The sequence below is a fragment of the Nitrospirillum guanabarense genome (assembly GCF_034653355.1).
GTDB lineage: Bacteria > Pseudomonadota > Alphaproteobacteria > Azospirillales > Azospirillaceae > Nitrospirillum.
The window spans coordinates 1,180,913-1,205,899 of record NZ_JAYEER010000003.1 but is presented as its reverse complement, the minus strand read 5'-3'; the positions used below and the strand labels follow the sequence as shown (position 1 = coordinate 1,205,899).

At 67.9% G+C, this 24,987-nt stretch carries 20 protein-coding genes and 1 tRNA gene; 5 read left to right on the top strand and 16 right to left on the bottom strand.

What is annotated here, in order from left to right:
* Nucleotides 1–47 precede the first annotated feature (47 nt).
* The 6 genes from UAA55_RS14700 to UAA55_RS14675 form a co-directional block, all read right to left on the bottom strand.
* Nucleotides 48–989, bottom strand: a complete 942-nt coding sequence (locus tag UAA55_RS14700; protein WP_322953628.1) for an ABC transporter ATP-binding protein — start codon at nucleotides 987–989, stop codon at nucleotides 48–50.
* Nucleotides 986–2,005, bottom strand: a complete 1,020-nt coding sequence (locus UAA55_RS14695) for an ABC transporter ATP-binding protein (RefSeq protein ID WP_322953626.1) — start codon at nucleotides 2,003–2,005, stop codon at nucleotides 986–988. The genes UAA55_RS14700 and UAA55_RS14695 overlap by 4 nt, the downstream gene beginning before the upstream one ends.
* Nucleotides 2,006–2,014: 9 nt before the next feature.
* On the bottom strand, nucleotides 2,015–2,896 hold the full coding sequence (locus UAA55_RS14690) for an ABC transporter permease (RefSeq protein ID WP_322953625.1): 882 nt from the start codon (nucleotides 2,894–2,896) through the stop codon (nucleotides 2,015–2,017).
* Nucleotides 2,893–3,915, bottom strand: coding sequence for an ABC transporter permease (locus UAA55_RS14685; protein ID WP_322953622.1), 1,023 nt, complete (start codon nucleotides 3,913–3,915; stop codon nucleotides 2,893–2,895). Before UAA55_RS14685 ends, UAA55_RS14690 begins: the two co-directional genes overlap by 4 nt.
* Nucleotides 3,900–5,492 (bottom strand): ABC transporter substrate-binding protein, encoded by a 1,593-nt coding sequence (locus UAA55_RS14680; protein ID WP_322953620.1) that lies wholly within the window; start codon nucleotides 5,490–5,492, stop codon nucleotides 3,900–3,902. The genes UAA55_RS14685 and UAA55_RS14680 overlap by 16 nt, the downstream gene beginning before the upstream one ends.
* 794 nt (nucleotides 5,493–6,286) lie before the next feature.
* Nucleotides 6,287–6,362: transfer RNA gene (locus UAA55_RS14675), tRNA-Glu, on the bottom strand.
* 435 nt (nucleotides 6,363–6,797) lie between these two features.
* Between UAA55_RS14675 and UAA55_RS14670 the strand changes: the two genes are divergently transcribed.
* Nucleotides 6,798–7,094 (top strand): Nif11-like leader peptide family natural product precursor, encoded by a 297-nt coding sequence (locus tag UAA55_RS14670; protein WP_322953619.1) that lies wholly within the window; start codon nucleotides 6,798–6,800, stop codon nucleotides 7,092–7,094.
* A 35-nt stretch (nucleotides 7,095–7,129) separates the two neighbouring features.
* The gene (locus tag UAA55_RS14665; RefSeq protein ID WP_322953617.1) at nucleotides 7,130–9,985 is read left to right on the top strand and encodes a type 2 lanthipeptide synthetase LanM family protein; all 2,856 of its coding nucleotides are present in this window, start codon (nucleotides 7,130–7,132) and stop codon (nucleotides 9,983–9,985) included.
* On the opposite strand, the gene UAA55_RS14660 is transcribed toward UAA55_RS14665, so the two are convergent.
* The 7 genes from UAA55_RS14660 to UAA55_RS14630 form a co-directional block, all read right to left on the bottom strand.
* Nucleotides 9,964–12,162 (bottom strand): NHLP bacteriocin export ABC transporter permease/ATPase subunit, encoded by a 2,199-nt coding sequence (locus UAA55_RS14660; RefSeq protein WP_322953616.1) that lies wholly within the window; start codon nucleotides 12,160–12,162, stop codon nucleotides 9,964–9,966. The two genes, UAA55_RS14665 and UAA55_RS14660, sit on opposite strands and share 22 nt — an antisense overlap.
* A 2-nt stretch (nucleotides 12,163–12,164) precedes the next feature.
* Entirely contained in the window at nucleotides 12,165–14,327 is a 2,163-nt protein-coding gene (locus UAA55_RS14655) for an NHLP family bacteriocin export ABC transporter peptidase/permease/ATPase subunit (protein ID WP_322953614.1), read from the bottom strand.
* Nucleotides 14,328–14,365: 38 nt separating this feature from the next.
* Nucleotides 14,366–15,634, bottom strand: coding sequence for an NHLP bacteriocin system secretion protein (locus tag UAA55_RS14650; protein ID WP_322953613.1), 1,269 nt, complete (start codon nucleotides 15,632–15,634; stop codon nucleotides 14,366–14,368).
* Between the two features lie 183 nt (nucleotides 15,635–15,817).
* Nucleotides 15,818–16,759 (bottom strand): glutaminase, encoded by a 942-nt coding sequence (locus tag UAA55_RS14645; protein WP_322953611.1) that lies wholly within the window; start codon nucleotides 16,757–16,759, stop codon nucleotides 15,818–15,820.
* A gap of 129 nt (nucleotides 16,760–16,888) precedes the next feature.
* On the bottom strand, nucleotides 16,889–18,247 hold the full coding sequence (locus UAA55_RS14640) for a sensor histidine kinase (protein WP_322953609.1): 1,359 nt from the start codon (nucleotides 18,245–18,247) through the stop codon (nucleotides 16,889–16,891).
* Nucleotides 18,244–18,906: a response regulator transcription factor gene (locus UAA55_RS14635; protein WP_322953607.1), complete on the bottom strand. Its 663-nt coding sequence runs from the start codon at nucleotides 18,904–18,906 to the stop codon at nucleotides 18,244–18,246. Before UAA55_RS14635 ends, UAA55_RS14640 begins: the two co-directional genes overlap by 4 nt.
* Nucleotides 18,903–19,223 (bottom strand): PepSY domain-containing protein, encoded by a 321-nt coding sequence (locus UAA55_RS14630; RefSeq protein ID WP_322953605.1) that lies wholly within the window; start codon nucleotides 19,221–19,223, stop codon nucleotides 18,903–18,905. Before UAA55_RS14630 ends, UAA55_RS14635 begins: the two co-directional genes overlap by 4 nt.
* Before the next feature lie 113 nt (nucleotides 19,224–19,336).
* On the opposite strand from UAA55_RS14630, the gene UAA55_RS14625 reads away from it, so the two are divergent.
* Both UAA55_RS14625 and UAA55_RS14620 read left to right on the top strand, forming a co-directional pair.
* On the top strand, nucleotides 19,337–19,648 hold the full coding sequence (locus UAA55_RS14625) for a PepSY domain-containing protein (protein WP_322953603.1): 312 nt from the start codon (nucleotides 19,337–19,339) through the stop codon (nucleotides 19,646–19,648).
* Nucleotides 19,648–20,226 carry a cytochrome b/b6 domain-containing protein gene (locus tag UAA55_RS14620; protein WP_322953601.1) on the top strand — a complete coding sequence of 193 codons (579 nt, stop codon included), beginning with the start codon at nucleotides 19,648–19,650 and terminating at the stop codon, nucleotides 20,224–20,226. The genes UAA55_RS14625 and UAA55_RS14620 overlap by 1 nt, the downstream gene beginning before the upstream one ends.
* Before the next feature lie 107 nt (nucleotides 20,227–20,333).
* Here UAA55_RS14620 and UAA55_RS14615 read toward each other — a convergent pair whose 3' ends face one another.
* From UAA55_RS14615 to UAA55_RS14605, 3 genes are all read right to left on the bottom strand, one after another.
* A complete protein-coding gene (locus UAA55_RS14615; RefSeq protein ID WP_322953598.1) occupies nucleotides 20,334–21,782 on the bottom strand; it encodes an NAD-dependent succinate-semialdehyde dehydrogenase in 1,449 nt (482 codons plus the stop codon).
* Nucleotides 21,783–21,825: 43 nt separating this feature from the next.
* Nucleotides 21,826–22,341 carry a cytochrome b gene (locus UAA55_RS14610; protein WP_088872924.1) on the bottom strand — a complete coding sequence of 172 codons (516 nt, stop codon included), beginning with the start codon at nucleotides 22,339–22,341 and terminating at the stop codon, nucleotides 21,826–21,828.
* A gap of 112 nt (nucleotides 22,342–22,453) precedes the next feature.
* Nucleotides 22,454–24,715, bottom strand: coding sequence for a TonB-dependent receptor (locus tag UAA55_RS14605; protein ID WP_322953596.1), 2,262 nt, complete (start codon nucleotides 24,713–24,715; stop codon nucleotides 22,454–22,456).
* Here UAA55_RS14605 and UAA55_RS14600 point away from each other — a divergent pair.
* Entirely contained in the window at nucleotides 24,702–24,974 is a 273-nt protein-coding gene (locus tag UAA55_RS14600) for a hypothetical protein (protein WP_322953594.1), read from the top strand. The two genes, UAA55_RS14605 and UAA55_RS14600, sit on opposite strands and share 14 nt — an antisense overlap.
* Nucleotides 24,975–24,987 lie beyond the last annotated feature (13 nt).

Below are 24,987 nucleotides of genomic sequence, written 5' to 3'. Positions count from 1 at the left end.
GTTAACTTAACACTCACATAATTACATTTTTATCACTACAAATGTATTCAGGCTTGATGGCAGGCGACAGTCCGTTCCGTCGCCATGGGGCGCAGCACCGGCGCCTCCTCCCGGCAGCGGGCGGTGGCGTAGGGGCAGCGTGGATGAAAGGCGCAGCCGGTGGGTGGATTGGCGGCGTCCGGCGGATCGCCCGCCAGGGCCGGGGGGCGCCGCGCCGTGCCGGGAACGCTGGACGGGACGGCCGCGATCAAGGCGCGGGTGTAGGGATGCAGCGGCTCCCGCCACAGCTCATCCCGGGTGCCGGTTTCCACGATGCGGCCCAGATACATGACCGCCACCCGGTCGGCGATGTGCCGCACCACGGACAGGTCGTGGGAGATGAACAGGTAGGCGGCCCCCATCTCCGCCCGCAAATCCATGAGCAGGTTCAGCACCTGGGCCCGCACCGAGACGTCCAGGGCGGATACCGCCTCATCACAGATCACCAGATCGGGGCGCAGCATCAGGGCGCGGGCGATGCCGATGCGCTGGCGCTGGCCGCCGGAGAAATGGTCGGGATAACGCTGCGCCATGTCCGGCCGCAGACCGACGCGGGCCAGCATGGCGGCCACCGCCTCGCGCCGTTCCGCCGCCGTGCCGCGCCCATGCACGGCCAGCGGCTGCTCCAGCGTGCGGCCCACGGTGGCACGGGGGTTCAGCGAGGCCATCGGGTCCTGGAACACCATCTGTATACGGGCGCGACGGGCCAGGCGGTCCTGGCGGGGCAGTGGTGCCGCCAGGTCCTGCCCATCCAGGGTGACCCGGCCCGCATCCAGCGGCAGCAGTTGCACCGCGGCCTTGCCCAGGGTGGACTTGCCGCAGCCACTTTCGCCCACCAGGCCCACCACCTCGGCCCGGCGCACGGCCAGGTCGATGCCCGCCAGCGCCTGCACCGCGCCATAGCGCTTGGCCACGCCCTCGAAGCGCAGCAGGTCGGTCGTCACGCTCATGACAGCGCCAATTCCGCGATACGCTCGGCCCGGGGGATGGACAGCACCTCGGCCCAGCAGGCCGCCTGCCATCCATCCCCGCCGTCCAACATAGAGGTAGCCAGCACGGGGGTCGCCAGGCGGCAGGCGTCGGTGGCCTGGCCGCAGCGGGGCGCGAAGGCGCAACCGGGCGGCAGGTCCAGAAGCGACGGCACCGTGCCCGCGATCTCCGGCAGGCGTGTGCCGGGCACCGCATTTTCCAGCCGCAAGGAGGCCAACAGGCCCCGGGTGTACGGATGCCGGGGCCGGTCGAACAGGCCGGCCACCGGCCCCTGCTCCACCACCCTGCCGGCGTAGAACACGGCGGCGCGATCCGCCACCTCCGCCACCACACCCAGATCGTGGGTGATCAGGATCAGGGCCATGCCCATGTCACGCTGCAGGTCGCGCAGCAGGTCAAGGATCTGCGCCTGGGTGGTGACGTCCAGCGCGGTGGTCGGCTCATCCGCGATCAGCAGGTCGGGTTGGCAGGCCAGCGCCATGGCGATGACCACGCGCTGGCGCATGCCGCCCGACAGCTCATGCGGGTAGCTGCGGGCACGCGTGGCGGCGGCGGGAATGCGGACCCGGTCCAGCAGCTCCACCGCCCGGTCCCAGGCCTGGCGCCGGCTGACGGGACTGTGCAACCGCACCGCTTCCGCCACTTGGGCGCCCACCGTCATGACGGGGTTCAGCGCCGTCATCGGTTCCTGGAAAATCATGGCGATGCGACCGCCGCGCAGGGCGCGCAGACGGGCGGCGTCCAGGGTCAGCAGGTCGACGCCGTCGAACAAGGCGCGGCCCCCCACCACACGGCCAGGCGGCGCCAGCAGGCGCAACAGGGAATAGGCGGTGACGGACTTGCCGCTGCCGCTTTCCCCCACCAGGGCCAGCGTCTCCCCCCGGTCGACATGGAAGTCCACACCGTCCACGGCGCGGACCGTGCCGCGCGCCGTGTCGAACCAGGTCTTCAGGCCCCGTACCTCCAGCAGTGCCATGGCCCCCTCCTATCGCTCGCCGAGACGGGGGTTCAGGGCGTCGTTCAGCCATTCCCCCAGCAGGTTGAAGGCCAGCACCGTGACCAGGATGGCCAGGCCCGGCAGGCCGCAGACGTACCAGGCGCCCATCAGGTCCTGCTGCCCCGCCCCGACCATGCCGCCCCAGGTCATGACGTTGGGATCGCCCAGGCCCATAAAGGCCAGCGCCGCCTCCGTCTGGATGGCCAGGGCCACCGTCAGGCTGGACATGACGATGATGGGCGGCAGGGCGTTGGGCAGGAACTGGGTACGGATCAGCTGCCAGTCGCCCATACCCAGGGTGCGGGCCGCCTGCACGAATTCCCGCTCCCGCAAGGCCAGGAACTGCGCACGCATCAGACGGGCGGTGGGCGGCCAGGAGACGACGCCGATGGCGATGACGATGGTCGCCACCGATGGCTTGATGATGGCGACCAGCACCACGGCCAGGATGAACTGCGGCACAGTCTGGAACAGCTCTGTCACGCGCATCAGCACCGCGTCCACCCGGCCACCGTAATAGCCACCCAGGGCACCGATGGTCATGCCCAGGCCCACGGTCAGCGCGGCGCTGACCAGGCCGATCAGCAACGAGACGGGAGCGCCGGCGGCGATACCGGTCAGGATGTCGCGGCCCAGCGCGTCGGTGCCCAGCGGGAATTGGTCATCCTCCCCCGGCCACAGCAGCGGCGGCCCCGCCATCTCCCACGGGTCGCCGCGCACGATGAGGCGGACCAGGGTGGCTGTGGCGATGACACCCAGGGGCAGCACCAAACCCAGGAGCAAGGGGCGCAGGCCGCCGTGCCGTGCCCGCAGCCGGGACAGCCGGCCGGCGCGGGGTCCTTCGACCTTGGACAGGATATCCGCCGTCATCGCCGCCCCCCGACCGCGACGCGGGGGTCCAGCAGGCGATAAGCCACGTCCACCGCCACGTTCAGCAGCGTGACCAGGATGGAACTGAGGAACAGGATGCCCAGCAGCAGGTTCAGATCCCGAGCCAGCACGGCGTCAAAGATCAGGCGGCCCAGGCCGGGCCAGCCGAAGACGGACTCCACCACCACCGAGCCGCTGAGCAGCGAGGCCAACTGATAGCCCAGCATGGTGACCAGCGGCAGCAGGGCGTTGCGCAGGGCATGCACCAGGATGACGCGCGCCTCGCCCGCCCCCTTGGCCCGGGCCGTGCGGACGAAATCCGCCCCATGCAGCTCCAGCAGGGAGGAGCGCACCAGCCGGGTGTAGACTGCCAGGTAGAAAACGGCCAGCGTCGCCGCCGGCAGCACCAGATGGCGGGCGACATCCAGCACCAGGGCGCCCCAGCCCTGCCCCGCCCGATCCAGCGAGACCATGCCGCCCGAGGGCAGCCAGCCCAGCTTGGCCGAGAACAGCACAATGGCCATCAGGCCCAGCCAGAAGCCGGGGATGGAATGCGCCACCAGCACCAGGATGGAAATGCCCTGGTCCACCCAGGTGCGCACCCGGGTCGCCGACAGCACGCCCAGCGCCGTGCTGACCGTCACCGTCAACAGCAGCGACACCCCCATCAGCAGCAGGGTGGACGGCAGGCGGCTGGCGATCAGCGCGAAGACCGGCATGCCATGGCGGTAGGCGTAGCCGAAGTTGAATTGCGCCAGGTTCAGGAGATAACGGTAGAACTGTACCCACACCGGCTGATCCAGGCCGAAGCGATGGCGCAATTCGGCCATGTATTCCGGCGTGGCGCCGCCGGAATCCCCCGCCAGCACGTCGACGATGTCGCCCGGCGCCAGGTGCAGGATGAAGAAATTCAGCACAGCGATGCCCAGGACCACAGGCACCACCTGCGCCAGCCGGACCAGGATGAAGCGGCCGAGGCCGCGGGCGCGTGGTGACAGGACGATCATGCCGTCAGCCACGCGTCGGCCAAGGTGTCGAACAGGCCGTCGCCCTGGGGCGTGGGCCGCCGCAAACGGGTGGTGGCCACCGTCACCCACACCTGTTCCACCAGATCCAGGATGGGCACGTCCGTCGCCGCGATCTCCTGCCAGCGGGTGATCAGGGCCTGGCGCTTGGCGTCGTCCGGCTCCCGCTGCGCCGCTTCCATCACCTGGTCCAGCTCGGGATTGGCGTAGCCGGAGCCGTTGGTCCAGGGCGCGCCCTTGACGATGTTCTTGGACCAGTACAGCCGCTGCACGCCCAGCGTCGGGTCGGGCAGCATGTGCAGACCGACCAGCGACAGGTCGAAGTCATTGTCGGTGAAGATGCGACGCAGGTAGTTCACCTGGTCGCTGGCGCGGATCTGCACATCCACGCCCACCTTGCCCAGCTGCTGCTTCAGCACGTCGGCGGCGTGGGTCTGGTCGGCGCTGGGGATGTCCAGCACCAAGCTGAGACGGGTGCCATCGGCCTTGCGCTTGAACCCGGCCTCATCCAGCAGCGCCTCCGCCCTTTTGGGATCATAGGGGAAGGCCGGCACCTTGTCGGTGTAGTAGCGCTTGTTGGTGGACGGCACCGGGCCGGTCGCCGCCTTGGCCAGGCCGCGATAGACCAGCCGCACCAGGGCGTCGCGATCGATGGCCGACAGCACCGCCTGACGGACCCGGCGATCGGCGAACTGCGGCCGGCGGGTGTTGAAAAAGGCCAGGGTGATGGACGACAGGTAGCGGCCGTCATCCGTGTTGATGGAATAGCGCCCCTTGTCACCGAAGCGGTTGATGGCCGAGGGCAGGATGGCCCCGCCCAGCGCCAGCTGCACCTCCCCCGATTCAACGGCCACGGCGCGGGCGGAGGCGTCGGGGATGAAGCGGAAGATCACCTCGTCCAGGTAGGGCAGGCCCGGCCGCCAGTAGCTGGGGTTGCGCGCCAGACGCACATGGCTGCCGCGCTGCCATTCCTTGAAGACGAAGGGGCCGGTGCCGATGGGGGCGGCGTTGGCGGGATTGGTCAGGATGTCGGTGCCGTCATAGATGTGCCGGGGCAGAACCTGGGCGCCGTAGACGTTGAGATAGCCGAACAGGTACTGCGCCGGGGCCGACAGCCGCACGATGGCGGTGTGGGCGTCGGGCGTGTCCACGCCCGTGACGGTGGCGAAGGCGGCGCGGCCGAAGGGGTGCAGCGCCTTCCACACCTTCATCATGGAGAAGGCCACGTCGGCGGAGGTGAAGTCGTGGCCGTCGTGCCATTTCACGCCCTGGCGCAAGGTGAAGGTGATGGACTTGCCCCCATCCCCCACCACCCAGGCCGTGGCCAGCGCCGGCTGCGGGTTCAGGTCCAGATCGTAGGTGACCAGACCTTCCAGCACCTTGGCCCCGACCATGCCGATGGTCATGGTGGAATCGAAGGCGGAGACCAGATGCGTCGGCTCCCCGGGAATGGTGGCGACCAAGGTGCCGCCGCGCCTTGGACCGGCATCCGCCAGCGCCACCGGGACGGGTGCCATGCCCGCCAGCAACCCTACCCCCGCCATGCCTTCCAGGAAATCCCGCCGCCGCATGCCTTGTCCCTGCCATCAGACCGGCGTCCTTCACGCCCAGCCCCAGCATGCATGGGGAAGTGCGGTTGATAAATACTTTTACATCATAAATATGTATATTTAAAATCTTTCACATATATTCGCCATAAGATCAACCGGTTGGTTTTCATATGGTATTTCGCACCTCCCCCGACATCTGGTTGTTTTTCTTGGGCGCGCGCAACACCAGCGCGCGCAGGCCATGCGGACGCGCTTGCAATCCATGTGTCCGGCGCATGCCTCGCTCTTTTGCCCGTAGCCCACAGGTGGCCTCGCAAGGTCAAGGCGACGCCCCCCTCACGCCCATATGGAACAGGCCGAAGGCCCGCCCCACCTGTGGCCGGGGCGGGCCTTATGTTAACACTTTGACGCCAGCAGGGTCATCCGCATCAGACTGGTCTGGACATCCAGGATCATGGCCAGGTGGCCTTTCTCCCTGCCGTCCCCAGCTTGGTGGGCGTGATCTCTACCTGACAGCGGCGGATCAGATCCCCAGGGTGTTGCGCTCCGCCTCGGCGCGACCGACGAGGGCGCCACGGGAAATTTTTGATTTCGTCTCGGCGGCCCAACGCTTGGCGCAGTCCTGGCCTCAAAGGTTTTGGATTGGATTGGGTGAGGAGGCTGTTACGCCGGATGTTCACCTGGTAGCCAATGACTTGGCGGTTCCGGTTCTTCCAGGAGGCGATGGTCGCCACGGGAATACAGTCTCGCCGGGTGTCCCGCGGATCCATCTGTCCCAGATTGTCCCGCAAAATCCAGCCGAAACGCTGGAAGCGTGGTGTCCCCTACGGGATTCGAACCCGTGTCGCCGCCGTGAAAGGGCGGTGTCCTAGGCCTCTAGACGAAGGGGACATGAGGCGGATGGAGGGTAATCCATCCTATGTGCGGCCACCCGGGGGATGGCCTTCCTACGGCAGACTTCACCGCAAGGGGATACAAGATACTGTATTCGCTTGCGGAAAATACGCCACCTCTTGAAAAAATCGGGGCGCCGCAAGCGGGGTGAACATATGGCACATGGGATCGGCTTGGCGCAACTGGGTTTCGCAGATGTCCGACATCTTTCTGACGCCGCCCTGCAAGGCTTAGACTCTCCACGCCTTCCGCGCCCAGGGGGTCCTTGAAGACGGGACCTATGGCTTTGCCAGCCGTCAACCTCTGGCGGCTAGGTGGCCTTTGAAAATCCACCCCGCCATCCCGCACTAAAGCGATAGCAACTTACCAGCGTATTGATGCCACGCTCTTTACCGTGTATCCGGGATCCGGACACTGGTGGGGGATGATGTCATGTCGCAGTCGGAACTGGAAAAACTGAAGGCCCTGATCGCCTCGGACAAGAAAATACTGAAGGGCATAGCCGGCGGGGGCGATGTGAAGGCGGCGGCCAAGGCGTTGGCGGACTTCGCGGCCACGCGCGGCATCCAGCTGACCGCCGACGAGATCGAGGGCGTCTTCGCCGCCCGGGCCGGCAGCGCGCCCACCCAGATGGAACCGCTGGACGACGACGCGCTGGACCATGTTTCCGGCGGCGGCTCCCCCTACTGCATATACACCAAAGGCTGCTACTGCATTTTCACCAGGTAAGGCCGGGCAAGTCGCCCGCAGTGACGGCGTCGCCTGTGGACACCCCGTTCCTGGACATCCTGGCGCCGCTGGTCGACCGGGCGGCGGAGCGTCTTGACCGGTCCCTGGCCGGCGGCGTCGTATTGCCGCTGTCGGCCCGGCGAGGCGCGATCGGGGCGCTGGCAGCCCGCCTGAGCGAGGTCGCCGGCCCGGCCCTGACGGCGGCGTTCCAGGAGATCGAAGCGGTGCCCGCCATCGCCCGCCTTTATGATGAGCCGCCAGCCTGGGTGCCCCGCGACCGTTATCGCGCCTTCGCCACGGCCGCCCGGGGACCGCACGTCGATACGCTGCTGGCCGACTGGCCCATACTGCGCCGCCGCCTGGACCGGATGTGCACCGATTGGGTGGACGCCATCACGGCCTTCGCCCGCCATTTCCACCAGGACGCCGCCGCCCTGGCCGTCCGGCATCCCGCGTGGCGGGGCACCGTGCCGGCGATCGCCGACGGCACCCCCGGCCTGTCCGACCCCCATGGCGGCGGCTGCACGGTCATCCGCGTGACCTTGGCCGACGGCACACGCATAGCCTATAAGCCCCGCGCCCTGGCGGCGGAGGCGGCGTTCGGGCACCTGCTGGACCGGCTGAACGCCGCCGGCACCGCCCCGGCCCACCGCGTCCCGTGGGTGATGGACGGCAGCGACCATGGGTGGATGGAATGGGTGGACCCTGCCCCCCTGCCCGATGCGGCCGGGGCGCACGCCTATATGGAACGGTGCGGCGGCCTTCTGGCCCTGATGTTCCTGCTGCGCGGCAGCGACATCCATCCCGACAACTTGATCCCGGCGGGCCTCTTTCCCGTCATCGTCGACCTGGAATGCCTGTTCCAGCCCGGCCCGGCGGATCTGGGTGTGGCCGATCCCCTGGACGACCCGCACCTGTTCGCCAACGGCATCCTGCCGGTCTATACCTCCTTCGACGGAGGGGCGACGCTGGCGCCCCTGGCCGCCGCTGGCTCCGGCCCCCTGGCGCCCCGGCCGCAAACCGTGGTGCGTCACGCCGGCACGGATTGGCTGCACCTGGGCGAACAGCCGGTGCCCAGCTTCGCTCCCGGCCCCAGTCTGGGCAGCGTCCCCCTGGACGTACGGAATTTCAGCACGGCCGTCCTGGACGGCTTCCAGGCCACCCTGCGCACCCTAGTGGCGCACAAGACGGCGCTGATGGCGCCGGAGGGTTCGCTGGCCCGGTTCCGTAATGTCCGCTGCCGCCTGCTGCTGGCCGCCACCAACCTCTATGGGCTGGTCCTGGCACCCGCGCTGATCGGCGAGGGGGCCAAGGATGAGGCCGCCTTCACGCGCCAGGTGGCGCGGGCCGCCGGCCGCGCGCCACTGCTGGGCGATCCGGCCGCCTGGCGGCGGGCGCTGGCGGCGGAAGCGCGGGCCCTGGACCGTCTGGACATCCCGGCCTTCACCTTCCGTCCCGGCGGCCGCGAGGCCTGGAGCGTTGAAGCCGCCGGCACGGCCGCCAGCCCCCTGGGCCCGGTATTCGCCATCCCCCCGTACGACCAGGTGACGGCGGCGCTCGCCGCACTGGATGATGCAACGATCAACCGAACAACGGCCCTGCTACGCGCCGCTCTGCGCCCCCCCGCCCGGCGTCCCCCCACCCTGCCTCCCCAGGACGTGGGCGTCGTAGCGGAAGCCGTCCCAGGCCCCGACTTCCGCACCACCCTGCGCGCGCTGGCCGACCGGGTGGCCGATCTGGCCGTGGGTCAGGAACCGGGAGCGCTGCGCTGGGTGCGGCTGTGGGAGCAGATGCCGGCCCTGACCGCCCCGGCGGGGCCGGGCCTGTGCTACGGCGCCGGTGGCATCGCCGTCTTCCTGTCGGAGGCCGGGCGCGCCTTGGACGACGAGCGCCTGCTGGACCTGGCGCGGCAGGCGCAGCAGCCCTTGCGGGCCGCCATCCATCGGGGGGAGGCACCGCGCCTGGCCCGCCGCTTCGGGCCCGGCTATGGGCGCGGCCTGGGGGGGATGATCGCCGGCTTGGCCTGGTGCGCCCGTCTGCTGGCCGACCCGGCCCTGGCCCATGACGCCCTGGCGCTGGCGGTCGAGACGCCCCTGGCGCTGGCGATCGAGAATGGCCCGGTGGGCGATGCGTCCGATGTGATGGACGGCGCCGCCGGCCTGGCCTGGGGTTTGGCCGTCCTGGAACCCGGGCCGGTCGTTGCCCAGGCCATGGCCGCCTGCGGAACGGCACTGCTGGCCGCCTCCCAAACCGATGGCGTGGGTGGCCGGCACTGGCCCGGGCGGCGGCGGGCGGGGTTGGCCGGCCTGTCCCACGGCGCCGCCGGCATCGCCACCGCCTTGGCCCACATCCATGCGGCCACCGGCGATGCCCGGTGCCACGCCGCGGCATGGGAGGCCGTGGCCTACGAGAACGCGCTGTTCAATCCGGCCGCCGGCGATTGGCAGACAGGCCGCCAGCAGGGCTCGTCCACATGGTGCCATGGCGCGCCCGGCATCGCCCTGGCCCGCACGCTCTTGATGGATATGCTGGGGGACAAGGACGGCCGGCTGGCCGCCGACCTGCACACCGCACTGGCAACCTTGCGAGCGTCCCCCCTGGACCAGGTGGACGACCTGTGCTGTGGCGAGGCCGGACGGCTGGAGATCCTGGCCACGCTGACCACCCGGTCGCCGGGCGTGGAGGATGAAATCGACACCGCCCTGAACACCCGGCTGGCCGACTGGGCGGCCGGGCGGGGCCGACTGATGGTGGCGGACGTGGCGGGCGCACCCGACGATGCCGCCCTGTTCCGGGGCCATGCCGGCCTGGGACACCTGCTGGTCCGACGCCTGGCGCCGGACTTCGCCTGCGACGTGCTGCTGCCCCGTCAGGTGTCTCGCGTCAGTTGACGCCGGGCGAAGGCGGCGAAGAAGCCGTCGCGGGCCATGAGGGTATCGAAGGCGCCCTCTTCCTCCACCCGGCCCTGGTTCAGCACGATGATGCGGTCGGCCCGCCGCACCGTGCTGAGGCGGTGGGCGATGACCAGGCGGGTGCCGGCGATCTTGTCCAGGCTGGCGGTCACTGCCGCCTGGGTATGGTTGTCCAGCGCGCTGGTCGCCTCATCCAGCATCATGATGCGTGGCCGGGCCACCAGGGCACGGGCCAGCAGCAGGCGCTGGACCTGCCCGCCCGACAGGCCGGCGCCGCCGTCGGTGATCAGGGTGTGAAGGCCCATCGGCATGCGCCGCACGTCGTCGGCCAGTGCCACCTGGGCCAGCGCGTCCCAGGCGGCCTCCTGCCCCAGATGGGTGGCGGCACCCAGCACATTGTCCATCAAGGTGCCGGGCATCAGGCGGCCGTGCTGCAGGACCACGCCGCACTGTCGGCGCACGGCCCGCAAATCCAGACCCGCCAGGTCGACGCCATCATAGAGCACCAGGCCGGCGTCCGGCCGCTCGAAACCCAGCAGCAGGCGGAACAGCGTCGACTTGCCCGTACCGGACGGGCCGACGAAGGCCACGAACTCCCCAGGCCGGACGCTGACCGACAGGGCGTCCAGGATGCGGGGAGTGTCCGGCTGATACTGGAAGGTGACGCGCGACAGCTCGATGGCGCCGGTCAGCGTGCCCGGGTCGGCCTTATCCGCCGCCTCCGGTAGGGCCTGGAGGATGGGGCGGGCGTGCTGCACGATGGGCGCCAGGCCCACCATTTCCACGGCAGCCGCCGCCAGGCCGCGCAGGCCTTCCAGGGCGGCGGTGAAGGCGGTGACGAAGGCGGCCAGCAGGCCCAGGGCGACGGTGTCGGTCCAGCCGCCCATGACGCAGACCGCCAGCAGCGCCGCCGTGGCGAAGGCCTGGTAGCCCACGCCCACCGTGTCCAGCAGGCCGGCCGCCCGGTCGGCGCCGAACTGGGCGCGGCTGGCCTCGGCGTACAGGCGCGCCCAGCGCAGGAAGGCCCGGTCCTCCGCCGCCGCCAGGCGCAGTTTGGCGATGCCGCTGGCGAGTTCCAGCGTCAAGCCGGACATGCGGGCGTCCCCCCGGATGGCCGCGGCCTCGTGCCGGACGCGCAACAGCCCCAGCACCACGGTCACGACGGCCAACATCAGGGTCAGCGCGATAGCCACCAGGCCCAGGCGCCAGGAATAGCCCAGCATGACGGCGTAGGAGACCAAGGCCACCATCCCCGTCATCACAGCATTGATGGTGGAGGCGGTCAGCGCCTTTTCCAGGCGGGCCACGGCCATGACCCGGGTTGCCATGTCGCCGGTGGAGTAGCCCCGGAAGAAGCCGGTGGGCAGGCGCAGCAGGCGGTCCATCACCGCCGCCTGCACCCGGCTGCCCTCCAGCCCCTCAATGCGCAGCATGGTCAGTTGGGTGGCCAGGCGCAGCAGCAGGGTCATGACCGCCAGCAAGGCCAGGGCGACGGCCACCTGCACCACCCGGCCCAGATTGCTGTCGGGGATGGCGCCTTCCAGCAGGTAGCCCATGGCCAGCGGCACACCCATGGTGAACACGCCGGCCAGCAGGGTGCCGCCGGCCAGGGTGGCGATGTCGCCCATCCGGGCGCGCAGCAACCCGTTGGCCAGGCTGCCCGGCGTCAGTGCCTGGTCCGGCAGCGGCGGGTACAGGGCGTAGGCCTGGCCGGCCAGCAGCACCGCCTCGGCCGCCGGCAGCGGCCGCGCCACGCGTGTGTCGGGATCATAAACGGTGTAGCGGCCCCGCCCGCCGGGGCTGAGCGCCAGGGGCGACAGCGGCGCCGGCCGTAGCAGCAGGAAGGCGCCGCTGTCCTGCCGCCACCAGCCGGGATCCAGTTGGACGCCCCGAAGGCGCACGCGGCTGGCCTGGGCCAGCGCCTCCAGCGCCGGCATCGGCGCCCCCTCCTGCTGGCGGGGCGGCAGGCGCACCTCAAAGCCCAGCACCGCGCCTAGATGCGCGAAGGCCAATACCAGGGGCTGTTCCGACAGGGGAGCGTAGGTGGCGCTGCGGTCCGGTCCCAATACCCCGCCCAGCGCCTGTATGGCCAGCAGGCCGGCATGGCGATCGCGGGCTGCCCGCTCCTCCCCCTCCAGCCGGTCGGCATCCTCCATGCTCACGACTCCACCAACTGGCGATAGGCGCCGCCCGCCGCCATCAGCGCCTCATGGCCGCCGCGTTCCAGCACCCGGCCGTCCTTCAGGACGATGATCTCGTCACAGTCGCGAATGGCGCTGAGGCGGTGGGCAATGATCAGGCAGGCGCAGCCGCGACGGCGGACATTGTCCATCAACGCCTGTTCTACCGTCGGATCCAGGGCGCTGGTGGCCTCGTCCAGGATCAGCAAGCTGGGCTCCATCACCAGGGCGCGGGCGATTTCCAGCCGCTGGCGCTGGCCGCCGCTCCAGTTGCGGCCGGCCTCCTCCACCCGGCCACCGTAGCCGCCGACGCGGGCGACGATGTCGTCGTGGATCATGGCGTCCTTGGCCGCGCGGATGATCCGGGCTTCGGGCACGGCCTCGTCCCACAGGGTCAGGTTGTCGCGCACCGTGCCCTCGAACAGCAGGATATCCTGGTCCACCATGGCCAGCGACGCGCGCAGCCGGTCGCGCGGCACGGCGCGCAAGGGATGGCCATCCAACAGGATGTCGCCGCCCAGCGGGTCGAACAGCCCAGCCACCAGACGGCCGACGGTGGACTTGCCGCTGCCCGACGCCCCGACCAGGGCCACCCGGGCGCCGGGAGCGATGTCCAGATCCACGCCGTTGACCACCATCGCCCCTTGAGGGGTGTAGCCGAAGGCGAGGTCGCGGACGGCCAGGGCGCCGCTCAGCTTGGCGCCATCGCGGACGGTGGGTGCCGCCGGCGCGTCCGGCCGGTCGCCCGCGAATTCCCAGGCCAGGGGCGTGGTGGCGACGTCGGCCAACTGGTCCAGCGGGCTGCGCACCTGCTTCAGGCTGGTGACCTGACGCATCAGGGTGGACAAGGCAGCGGCGAAGGCGGTGATCAGGGTCTGGAAGGCGGCTAGTTCGCCCACCGTCATGCTGCCCGCGATGACGAAGCCGGCGGACAGGGCCAGCACCAGGCCCCGGTTCAGCAGCATGACACCGTCGGGCACGGCGCCCAGCAGCGCCTCGATACGGCCGGCCGCCTGACGGTCGCGCACCAGGGCGGCCAGCAGGCCGGCCCACTGGCCGAAGAACACGTCGTCGGTACCGCTGGCCTTCAGGGTTTCCACCATGCCGATGCCCTGGACGGCCCGGCCATGCACCTTGATGGCCGCCATACCGGCCTTGCGGACCCGCTCCTCCAGCCGGCGTTGCGTCAGCGCCAAGGCAGCGATGGGAATGGCCGCGGCCAGCAGGGTGACCAGGGTCAGGATGGGGCTGTAGAGCAGCATGGCCAGGGTGAAGAAGACGCTGGACGCCAGGGCCAGCGCCGCCTTCACCGGCTGTTCCGCCGCCTGCAGGCCCAGGGGACGGGCCAGGTCCACCCGGCCGGCCAGGGCGCCGGCGTGGCGCTGGCCGAAGAAGCGCACGGGCAGGCGCAGCATACGCCAGACCATGCGGCCGGCCGCCAGGATGGCGATGCGGGTGTGCAGGCGCACCAGCAGGCTGTTCTGCAGGCCCGTCAGTCCCCACTGCACCACCGCCGTGGCCAGCAACACCCCCAACAGGGGCACGCCCCAGTCCGCCTGGCCCTGCACAAGATAATAGTCGACGAAGACCTGCGTCGCCGCCGGCACCACCAGCCCAGGCAGGATCAGGGCGACGCCCGCCAGCACCGCCAGCGCCAGGGGCCCATGTGTTCCCGCCACAAGGGCCGCGATGTCGCGCCAGGTGCTGGGCACGGCGCCGGACCGGCGGAAATCCGCCCCCGTCTGGAAGGTCAGCACGATGCCGGAAAACAACGCGTCGAACTCCGCCGCTGTCAGGACGCGGCGGCCGGCAGCGGGGTCGTTCAGCTGCACCCTGCCGCCCGTCATGCCCTCCAGCACCACATAATGGCTGAGATCGACGAAGACGATGCAGGGCATGGCGATGTCGGCCAAGTGGTGCGGCTCACAGCGGAAGCCCTTGGCCTCCAGCCCATAGGCCCGGGCCGCCCGCACGATGTTGGAGGCGCGGCTGCCGTCGCGGGAAACGCCGCAGGCCTCGCGCAACTCCGGCAGGGGCACCCATTTGCCGTGGTGGGCCAGCACCATGGCAAGGCAGGCGGCGCCGCATTCCGCCGCCTCCATCTGGAAAACCGTTGGAACGGGGCGTGGACGTGCCGCCATCGCCTTCCGGACCGCGCCGGACACCGCCGCCGCTGCCGTCACGGCTCAAGCCCCAGGGCGTCCAGCACCGGTTCGATGGCGGGGAAGGCCAGGGCGATGATGCGCGTGCGCTCCACCACCACCCCGCCCTTGATGACGGTACCGCTTTCCACCGGCCGCGCGGCGCCCCGGGATGATGACCAGGCGAAACCGCTGACGGTCGCGGGATCGCGCCGCAGGGCCACCCGCACCTCGAACGGCGGACCGTTGGCCATCAGACTGGTGACGAAGGCGTCGTTCTTCAGCGTCTGCTGCACCGCCTCCCGCGTCGCCGCCGTCTCGGACACGCGGATGACCTCGCCATGGATGAAGCCGTCACGCTCCACCTTCACGGTGGAAGGAATGATCTGCACCGCCATGCCGGGGCGTATCTTCTTACCATCGGCTGGGGCGACGTAGAGGATACCCACCAGCCCGTCGCCCGCCACCACCCGACCTTCCGGTACCAGGCGCATCAGGGCCGAACCCGCGGCCACCCGGTCGCCGGTGGCGGCCGACAGCTCAATCACCCGGCCGGTGATGGGGGCGCGAACTTCGGTCCGTGCCGCGCGTTCGGCCATAGCCTCGGCCAGATCCTGTCGACCCTGACCGATCTTGCTCTCCAGTTCCAGCATCTCGCGCTCATCCTCGATGGCGCGCTCGTCCGCCTCCACGCCTAGGGTGTTCAACGCGTTCAGGGCGGCGGTGATGTCGCGCTGGGCCTGGGCGCGGTCGTTCTCCGTCATCAGGATGCGCTCACGCGTGGCATAACCGCGGCCCATCAGCTCATGCTGGCTGGCCAACACCTGGCCCAGCGCCGCCTCCCGCTGGCGGGCCTGCTGCAAGGCCTGCTCCCACCCCTGGCGCCGCTGCTCGTCATCGCGGGTGCGGGCCGCCCGGGCGCGGGCCTGGAAGTCCTTCAGCCGCCCCTCCTCCGCCTCCAGCCGGGCCAAGCGGGCCTGGACCGTCTCCAGCCGGGCGTTCAGCACGGGGTCCGCCAGCACGGCGACGATCTCCCCCTCATTAACGGCGCCGCCGACACTGGCCTTCAGCGCCGTGATGGCGGCACTGCTGGGCGCCGTCACCAGGGCCACGCCGCCGCTGCCCTGCAGCACGCCGTTGCCCGCCACCTTGACCGGCGCAGTGGCGACCAGGGACCAGGCCAGTCCGCCCAGCACGGCCGCCAGGAAGATGCCGAACACCAGCCAGCCCAGCGGGAACGACACCCGCACCATGCGGTCGAGCTGGTCCGGGTTCGCAGGCCGGAAGGCGGGGGCGGAAGAACTCATAAAGGCGACCGCTATGACGGGAAACAAACGTCATTGGTGCGGAAGTTCATCCGAAAAGGCAAGGTGCGCGAGGAGGATGGAAAGTAATGCCAACGGCATGAGACCGGCGACTGCCTTTGCAAAATGCGATCGCAACCCCCGGTGCGGTCGCGACTTTTCCGTCCAGGCCGGCACCACGCCGCGTCATCGATCTGACAGGCGGCCTGGATTAAACAGGCTCCACCCCGTGGCCTCGGCCAGGCGCTCCAGGGCGAGGCTGCCCAGCTGGGAGTTGCCGTTGGCGTTCAGGCCGGGGGACCAGACGGCGACGGAGGCCCGGCCGGGAACGATGGCCAATATGCCGCCGCCGACGCCGGACTTGGCCGGGATCCCGACGCGGAACGCGATGTCGTCGCTTGCGTCATAGTGGCCACAGGTCAGCATCAGGGACAGGATGCGGCGGGCCCGTATGGATGAAATGGTGCGTCCGCCCCCGGGATGGCGGCCATCCAGCATCAGGTAGCGTCCGGCGGCGGCAAGCTGGCGGCAGGTCATCTCGATGGCGCAGGCATGAAAATAGGTGCCCAACACCAGGTCGGGCGCATGCCGCAGCACGCCATAGGATTTCATGAAATGGGCCAGGGCCCGGTTGCGCTCGCCTGTGCGCTCCTCCGAGCGGGCGACCTCTTCATTGATGGCGATGGTTTCATCCTCCGCCAGATAGCGGACGAACTGGACCAGTTCGCCGATGGCCTCACGGGGCGAATGCCCCGCCAGATTCACATCCGTCACGACGATGGCGCCGGCATTGATGAAGGGGTTCCGCGGAACGCCCCGCTCCGCTTCGAGCTGGACGATGGAATTGAACGCTGTGCCGGATGGCTCGCGCCCCACCCGTTCCCACAGCTGGTCCCCCGCCTTGCCCAGGGCCAGCGTCAGGGAAAAGACCTTGGATATCGACTGGATGGAAAAGCCGACCTCGTCATCCCCGCCGGCGTGGCATTCCCCATCGACGGTATAGACCGCCATGCCGAACCTGGCGGGGTCGACCTTGGCCAGGCTGGGGATGTAGGTCGCGACCTTGCCACGATCAGGCGCGGCCCGCATCTCGTCGACGATGTCCTGGATGATACCTTGGAGAGTCACGGGCGCTGCCATATCAGACGGGCGGGAAAGGGGCCGATGCCCCGGCGGTTGGGCAGGGTAGCAGCCGCGCCCAGCAGCGTCACGCCGCCACCGGGCCGGTCCCTTGGGATCAACCGGGCCATTTGGGGATTAGCGGGCCGCCTGTGGCAGATGGAGCGAGACGCTGAGCCCACCGGTCGGCGATGTGTCCAGGCTGAGGCTTCCGCCATGAAGGCGCGCCAACTCCTCCGTTATCGTCAGCCCCAGGCCGGTACCCGGCACCGCCTCGTCCAGGCGGGCGCCCCGGGCCAGAACGTCCGACCGCCTGTCCGCCGGAATGCCGGGCCCATCATCCTGGACGGTGATGACAACCCCGCCGCTGGCCGCCGTGGCCGTCACCCGGACCACCGCTGTGCACCATTTGGCGGCGTTGTCGATGAGATTGCCGGCCATTTCCTGCAGGTCCACCGGGTCGGCTCGAACCCGGGCTAGCGCGTCGCCATCAACCTGGATATCGACCCCGCGCTCGGCATGCAGGTGAGCCACGGTGCGGGCGATCTGCCGCAGCACCGGCAGGACAACCGTTCCGCCTGAGGAATGAAGCAGCGCCGGCGCGGCCCGCGCCCGGGCCAGGTGCCGTTCGATCTGACCCCGCATGCGATCCGCCTCGGCCGCCACCACCGCCGGGTCCATGCCGCCCGGCGCGGCGGCGGCGTTGGCGATGACGGCCAGCGGGGTTTTCAGCGCATGCGCCAGATCAGCCGCCTGCGCCCGCGCCCGCTCCACCATCATCCGGTTCTCCTCCATCAGCAGATTGAGGTCGTCCACCACGGGCTGGACCTCGCCAGGGAAGGCGCCCTCCAGGCGGTTCGACCGTCCGGCGCGCAGATCGGCCAGGGCCGCCCGCATCCGCCGCAGCGGTCCCAGCCCCAGGCGCACCTGGATGGCCGCCGCCGCCAGCAGACCGGCGGCCAGCACCGCCAGCGACAGGCCCAACACCCGGGAAAAGCCGGCCGTCGCGGCCTGCACATCGCTGGCGTCGACGATCACGGCCGCGCGCACCGGTGTTGCCGTTCCCGGCAGGCGCAGGCTGCGCTCCCATGCCACCAGCGGGGCCCGGTTCGGTCCCGTCAGGCTGTGGCGATGAACCTCACCATCCTTGGGGGTGTCCGCCGGCAGGTCCAAGGCCTGGTCCCAGAGCGACCGCGACCGCAGCACCTGGTTCCCAGGGCCATCGACCCGCCAATACAACCCTGACAGCGGGCGGCGGAACCGGGGGTCGCTCAGGTCCCGGGCCAGCGCCACCGCGCCGTCCGGCGTCACTTCCAGCACCGCCGCCAACTCATCCAGGTGCTGGGCCATGCGCCGGCTCAACTCCGCCTCGGCATGGGTGCGGAACAGGTCGGTCAGGATGATGCCGGTGATGACCAGCGCCGGAGCGATCCAGAGGACCGACAGCAGCAAAAGGCGCCGGGTCAGTGAGGAGGTCGTCAGCGAAGAAGGTATCACCGCGCCGCCTCCAGGCGGTACCCCAGGCCCCGTTCCGTCCGGATGAGGTCGCCGCCCAGCTTGCGGCGCAGTCGGCCGACGAACACCTCGATGGTGTTGCTGTCGCGATCGAAATCCTGCGCGTAGACATGCTCGGTCAATTCGGTGCGGGACACGACCTTGCCGGGGTGGTGCATGAGATAGGACAGCACCTTGAACTCATGCGCCGTCAGTGCGACGGGCCGGCCGTCCACCGTCACCCGGCCGGTGCGTGTGTCCAGCGTCACGGGGCCGCAGCGCAGTTCCGCCGCCGCCAGCCCACCGGCCCGGCGGATCAGGGCGCGCACGCGGGCCAGCAGTTCCTCCATCCGGAACGGCTTGGCCAGGTAGTCGTCGGCGCCGGCGTCGATGCCGGCCACCTTCTCCTGCCAGGTTCCACGGGCCGTGAGGATCAGCACTGGCACCGTGATATCCGCCGCCCGCCACGCGCGCAGGACGGACAGGCCGTCGCGCACCGGCAATCCCAGATCCAGCACCACGGCGTCATAGGGCTCACTCTCCCCGAGGAAGGCGGCCTCCTCGCCGTCAGGGGCCATGTCGACGGCGTAGCCTGCATCCGCCAGCGCCTCTGCAAGCTGACGGCGCAGCGCCGGATCATCCTCGGCGAGCAGTATCCTCATGGCCTGCGGTCTTTCTCCGTCCCCCGTTCCTTGACCGCGAGGAGGTCGCCCGTTCGGGCGTCGTAATGCAGCTTCACGACACGCCCGCCGTCCATCAGCAGTTTGATCTCATAGACCAATCGGCCGTGCTCCTCCTCCAATTCCGCTTCCAGAAGCTGGCCGGGGAAGCGGGCCGCCGCGCGGTCCAGGATGGTGCGCAGGGGCAACGCGCGCCCCTGTTCCACGGCGGCGCGCGCGCGGTCCTGGTCCTGGTCCGCGTCCGCCAGGGCGGCGGGCATGGCCAGCAGGGGCAGCAGAAGGGCAACGGTCCATCTCATCGGCATAGTTGACCGTTCCTTTCCTGAACGCAGCCTGAACGCGCCGTTCAGGTCCCGTTCAACGGAACCCCGCCAGGATGATGCCACCATCCAATCCCAATACGGAGGACACCATGATGTATGGCAAAATCGCCGCGGCGGCGCTGCTGGCGGGTTCCCTGGCCATCGGCGGCTACGCGCTGGCTGTCGAGACCGCGCCCCCCGGTCAGGCTCAGCCGGGGAAAGCAGCGGACGCAAGCGCCCTGACCGTCCCGCAGTTGATCGAGCGCCTGACCGCCCAGGGCTATTCCGACATCACCGAAATCAAGCGGCACCGCGACAGGAATTACAAGGTCGAGGCCCGCGACCCGCAGGGCAAGCGCGTCGAACTGGCCATCGACGCCCGCACGGGCGATATCCTGAAAACGGAAAAGGACGAGGACTGATGACCATGCCCATCCCCTCCGACGGCGCCCCCACGGGCGCCGCTACTCCCAAAGTGTCCACCGGCACGGTGACGGTGTGGGATCCGGTCATCCGCCTCTTGCACTGGACCATCGCCGCCTCCTTCGTCGTCGCCTGGCTGTCGGCCGAAGAGGTCATGCCCGTGCATGAGGCTGCCGGCTTCGTGATCCTGGTGGCGGTCGGGGTGCGGTCCCTGTGGGGCCTCATCGGCACCCCGCATGCCCGGTTCGCCGAGTTCGTGCCCAGCCCAGGCGGCTTCCTCTCCTACATGGGAGCCTTGGTGAAGGGGCGGGCGGGCCGGTATATGGGCCACAACCCGGCGGGCGGCGCCATGATCGTGGCGCTTCTGGTCAGCCTGCTCCTGACCGTGGCCACCGGCATCGTTCTGGATACGGGTGGCGGCGTTCTGGGAGAGGACGCGATGGAGGACATCCACGGTGCGGCGGCCACGGTAACCCTTATCCTGGTGGTCCTACATGTCGGCGGCGTGATCCTGTCCAGCATGTTGCACCGGGAAAACCTGGTCCGCGCCATGGTCACGGGGCGCAAGCGGGCCTGAGGCCCCACGGCCTGCGTGAAACCCCTGCCTTAGGTGAACCAGATGGGGTTTTGGCGCCGATCAGCACGGTAACCGTTTGATGCCATTGGGATCAGCAGCGTCATTCCCTAGCTGCCCAAACCGCCCAGGCACACATACTTGGTATCGATATAGTCATCGATACCCTGGCGCCCCCCTTCCTTGCCAATTCCGGATTCCTTGAAACCGCCAAAAGGGCCCTCAACAGTGGTGATCAAACCTTCATTGATGCCAACCATGCCGTACTTGAGACTACCCATGACGCGGAAGGCGCGGGCGAGGTCGGCCGTATAGAAGTATGCGGCCAACCCGAACTCGGTTTCGTTGGCTCGGGCGATTGCCTCCTCTTCGGTTTCGAAGCGGGACACCGGCGCGATGGGACCAAAGATCTCCTCCTTCATGCACAGCATTTCGGAGCCGGCGCCAGAGATGACGGTGGGCTCGAAGAAGTTTCCACCAAGCGCATGACGCTTGCCGCCGATGGCGATGCCCGCCCCCTTGTCGATGGCGTCCCGGATCAATTCCTCAACCCGCTCCACCGCCCTTAAATCGATAAGCGGACCTTGTTGCGTGCGCGGTTCCAAGCCGGGGCCAACTCTCAGCTTCCCAGTCTCCGCCGCCAGCTTCTCGACGAACCGATCATAGATGCGCGACTGTACCAGGAACCGGTTGGTGCAAACGCAGGTCTGGCCGGAATTGCGATATTTCGAGGTGATGGCCCCTTCCACGGCGCGATCGATATCGGCATCGTCAAAGACGATGAAGGGGGCGTTGCCGCCCAGCTCCATGGACACCTTCTTCACAGTGGCGGCGCATTTCGCGAGGAGGACCTTCCCGATTTCGGTCGACCCGGTGAAGGTCAGCTTCCGGACAATGGGACTAAAGCAAAGCTCGTCGCCGATCTCGCCGGCGCTGCCGGTCACAATGTTGACGACGCCCTGGGGGAAGCCGGCCTCTTCACACAGCACCCCCCAGGCCAAACCCGAGAAGGGCGTCTGGGTCGCCGGCTTGGCGACAACCGTGCAACCGGCGGCGAGAGCGGGGGCAAGCTTGCGGGCCAGCATCGATGACGGGAAGTTCCAGGGCGTGATCGCAGCTACCACCCCGACGGGTTCCTTGGTGACCAGAATGCGGCGGTCGGCCCAGGGGGAGGGCACCACCTCACCATAAACCCGCCGCGCCTCCTCGGCGAACCAAAGGACGTAAGCGGCGGACGCGCGAATTTCACCCGTAGCCTCGGCCAACGGCTTCCCCTGTTCCAGCGTCAGCAGTTCAGCCAAGGCCTGCTGATTTTGCAGGATCAGGTCATGCAGCTTGCGCAGGAGTTGCGACCGCTCCAGCGCGGTCGTCCGGCGCCAGGTTTGAAACGCGGCATCCGCCGCCGCTATGGCGCGCCGAGTTTCCATCTGGCCAGACCTCGGAACGGTGCCGATGCGCACCGAAGTCGCGGGGTCGATAACGTCTATCGTGGCCCTCGAATCCGCGTTCACCCACTTGCCGTCGATATAATTTTGTTCGCGCAGATAGCGATTTGCCACGATACGTCTCCAACCCAAGCGTCTAAATCAGGACCCAGTGCCGTCAAATCATCCGCGAAAGCGGATCATTGTTTTTATTCTTGTCGAAGATGCGATGCTTCAACGCCCCCAATACATGGATGACGATGACGGCCAGCAGTGTGTATGCCAGCACCGCGTGAATGGAACTCAACGTCTCGGAGAGTGCGTCGTTCTTCCCCAGAAGTTCCGGGACCTTGAGACCGAACAAGGTAACGCCGTCGCTTTCCGAGAAAGTGCTCGAGCGTGAATATCCGATCACAGGAACGACGATCATCAGCACATAAAGCGCCACATGGGCGATTTTGGCCGCAATGGCCTCGAACTTCGAAAGGCCAGTGGCCAGCGCCGGCGTCGGCACGAGCACCCGCAATACCAGCTGGACGGCCACCAGGATGATCACCACGAGGCCGAATGACTTATGAAGGGGGTAAAAATCCTCGAACTTCGCCGGGATGTTGTCGCCCAGCGACACCATCTTCCAACCAAGCCAGATCATCCCCAGGACAATCGCGGCGCGGAACCAATGAATGAGCCGCATGGCCAAAGGGTATTTCTTTGCTGAGTTCAAAACTCCCTCCGGAAATTTGTGGATCTCGGGCCAAGGCCCGGGTCGGCGTTCCAAGCCGGCCCGGGCCCTACACCAAGAGCGCTCAGAACTCCGTCTCCGCCGTGACGCCGATCGTCCGGGGCCGGTTGATGAACACGCGGGCATAATAAGGGTTGTTTTGGGCCACGTTCCGATTGATGCCGGTGACCGCGCGGCGGTCAAACAGGTTGTCGACGTAAAGCGACGTCGTCCAGCTGCCACCCGCCAACCCGATGCGCATGTCGACCAGGTCGTAGGCTGGCTTTTGGAAATAACTGGCCGGCACGGCGCTGTAATCGTACTGCGCATCGACAAACCGGTTCGTCACCAGGGCGCTGAAGGTCAGATCGCCGGCTATGTCACGCGAATATTCCAGGGAGGTCGTCGCCGTCCAACGCGGCACATCGGGAAGCTGCTGACCGATCGGGGAGTTTCCGGGCAAGGCCGCATCCGTCAGCGCCGACCGCGTCGTCCCCAGCGACTGGTTGAGCCGAAAGCCACCCCCCAGTTTCACGCTGGCCTCAACCTCGGCACCCTCCGAATAGGCTTTGCCCGAGTTGGCGGTAAAGAAATACCCGCATGCGAGCGTGGTCTGGAGTTGGATGCGCTGCCAGTCGATATAATAGAAGGACGAATTCAGCGTCATCCGGCCATCGAGAAGCTTCGCCTTCTCGCCGATCTCATAGTTCCAAACCGCGTCCGGACCGAAGGTCGACGGCTCCGTCTTGATGCCCAGCTGCTGGTATGAGGAGGAACAATCGACGACGCCGCTGGTCGGGATGGGCAGGTTGGGACCGCCAGGACGATAGCCTTTTGAGGCCGTGGCATAAAAAAGAAGGTTCTTGTCCGGCGTATAGGTCAGGGTGAATTTGGGCGTCAGGCCATAGGCGCCGGCGGCGCCGCTGAACGTCCCCGTCTGGGCGGCCAGACCATCGGCGTTCTGCTGATATTCGAACCGGTAGTGGAAGTAACGCAAGCCAACCGTCGCCTTCCAGTCCGGCAGGAACTGATAGTTGACCTCGCCGAAAAGCGCCTGTTGCGTCAGGCTGTCGGGCTCGACGTCGGTGAACGCATTGGCGGTGCCATAGATCGGAACCAAGTCGTTCACCGTGTTGCGCACCAGGAGATGGTCGGAGAAGCGGCTGTAAAAGCCGCCCGCCACCCATTGCAGGATGGAGTCATCGTTCGAGGATACGCGCAGCTCCTGATTAAACTGGTGTGAGGAATGCCGTTCGGTCGTGCTGTTGTCCGTGGGCAATCCCGTTGGCCCCATGGGACCGAACGCGAAATACTGGCTTTCGGCATCATCCTCTTTGACGTAGGAACTTCCCCGGAGCAAAGACGTGATCGACTGCAACGATATATTGCTCAAATCATACTTGATCCGCAGGCTGTAGTCGTCGAACGCCTGTAAGGAGGACTCCGGCACGTCATAAGGCTGGTAATGCGCCATGGTGCCGGGCGGCATGTCGATGGCCGACAATGCGCCGGTGGTGAGCCGCTGATGGAATATCGCCGGCTCGATGCTCAGATCCTCGGTGGGCTTGAAAAGCAAGGTCGCGCGGAAGCCGGTTGTCCTATCGTCATTATCATTGGAATGGACCTTCGCCACCGGCGCGCCGGCGACGTCGCCGCGCATCGTGCCGTTCGGCAGCGGGAAATCGTTGGTCACAATACGGTCGATGAAGCCTGAATTGTACTTTTCCGTTCCAACCAGGCGTAGCGCCAGCTTGTCACTGACAATCGGGACGTTCAGCATGAAATTCCCGCTATAATTGACTCCACCGCCGTCGGTGCCGGATACACCCGCCTGGACACGCCCGGAGAAATGTTCGAGATCGGGATCGTTGGTGATCAGACGGATGGTGCCGCCCATCGAACTGGCGCCGTACAAGGTGCCTTGGGGGCCTCGGAGGATTTCCACGCGTGCCAGATCATACAAATCTGGATCGATCATGACCTTCCCGGCCGATGCCAGCTGCGATGTCGGCGGCGTAACCGGCACGTCATCCAAGTAAAAGCCCACCGTCGGCGATGACCCACCGGAACTGGACAGTCCGCGAATGTTGAACTGCGTCCGCCCTGGGCCCTCGGACGCCATGGCGATACCCGGAACCTGGGACGCCAGGCGCCCCACGTCAGTGATCCCTTCCTTCGATAACTGGTCGCCACTGACGGCGGTGATGCTGATCGGCGTCTGTTGAACCGTCGACACACGCTTTTCAGCTGTGATCACGATTTCCGTCAGTTGGTCCCCGTCGGTCGATGGTCCTTGCTGTTGCGCCCACGCCCCGCCAGGCAACCCAGCCAAGATGACCGGCAGCATGATGGGAAGGAGTCGTGACGGCTTGCCCGAGCCGCCCCTGCTGGATAATTCCATAAGACAACCCTCTCTGTTCACGGCCATCGAGTTTTTTCGACGGCATGTTATTTTCGTCTGGATTGCATTGTTTTTTCTTATGGGGGCCTTTGATTGGACCCATCACTTGGTGGCGGGCAAAAGGACATACCCGGACGTTTTTTTTCTTAAAACTGAGACTCCGCCGCTTTCCATCTCCCAGCATCAGGCGGAGCCAATAACGTGATCGGCATTTGGCC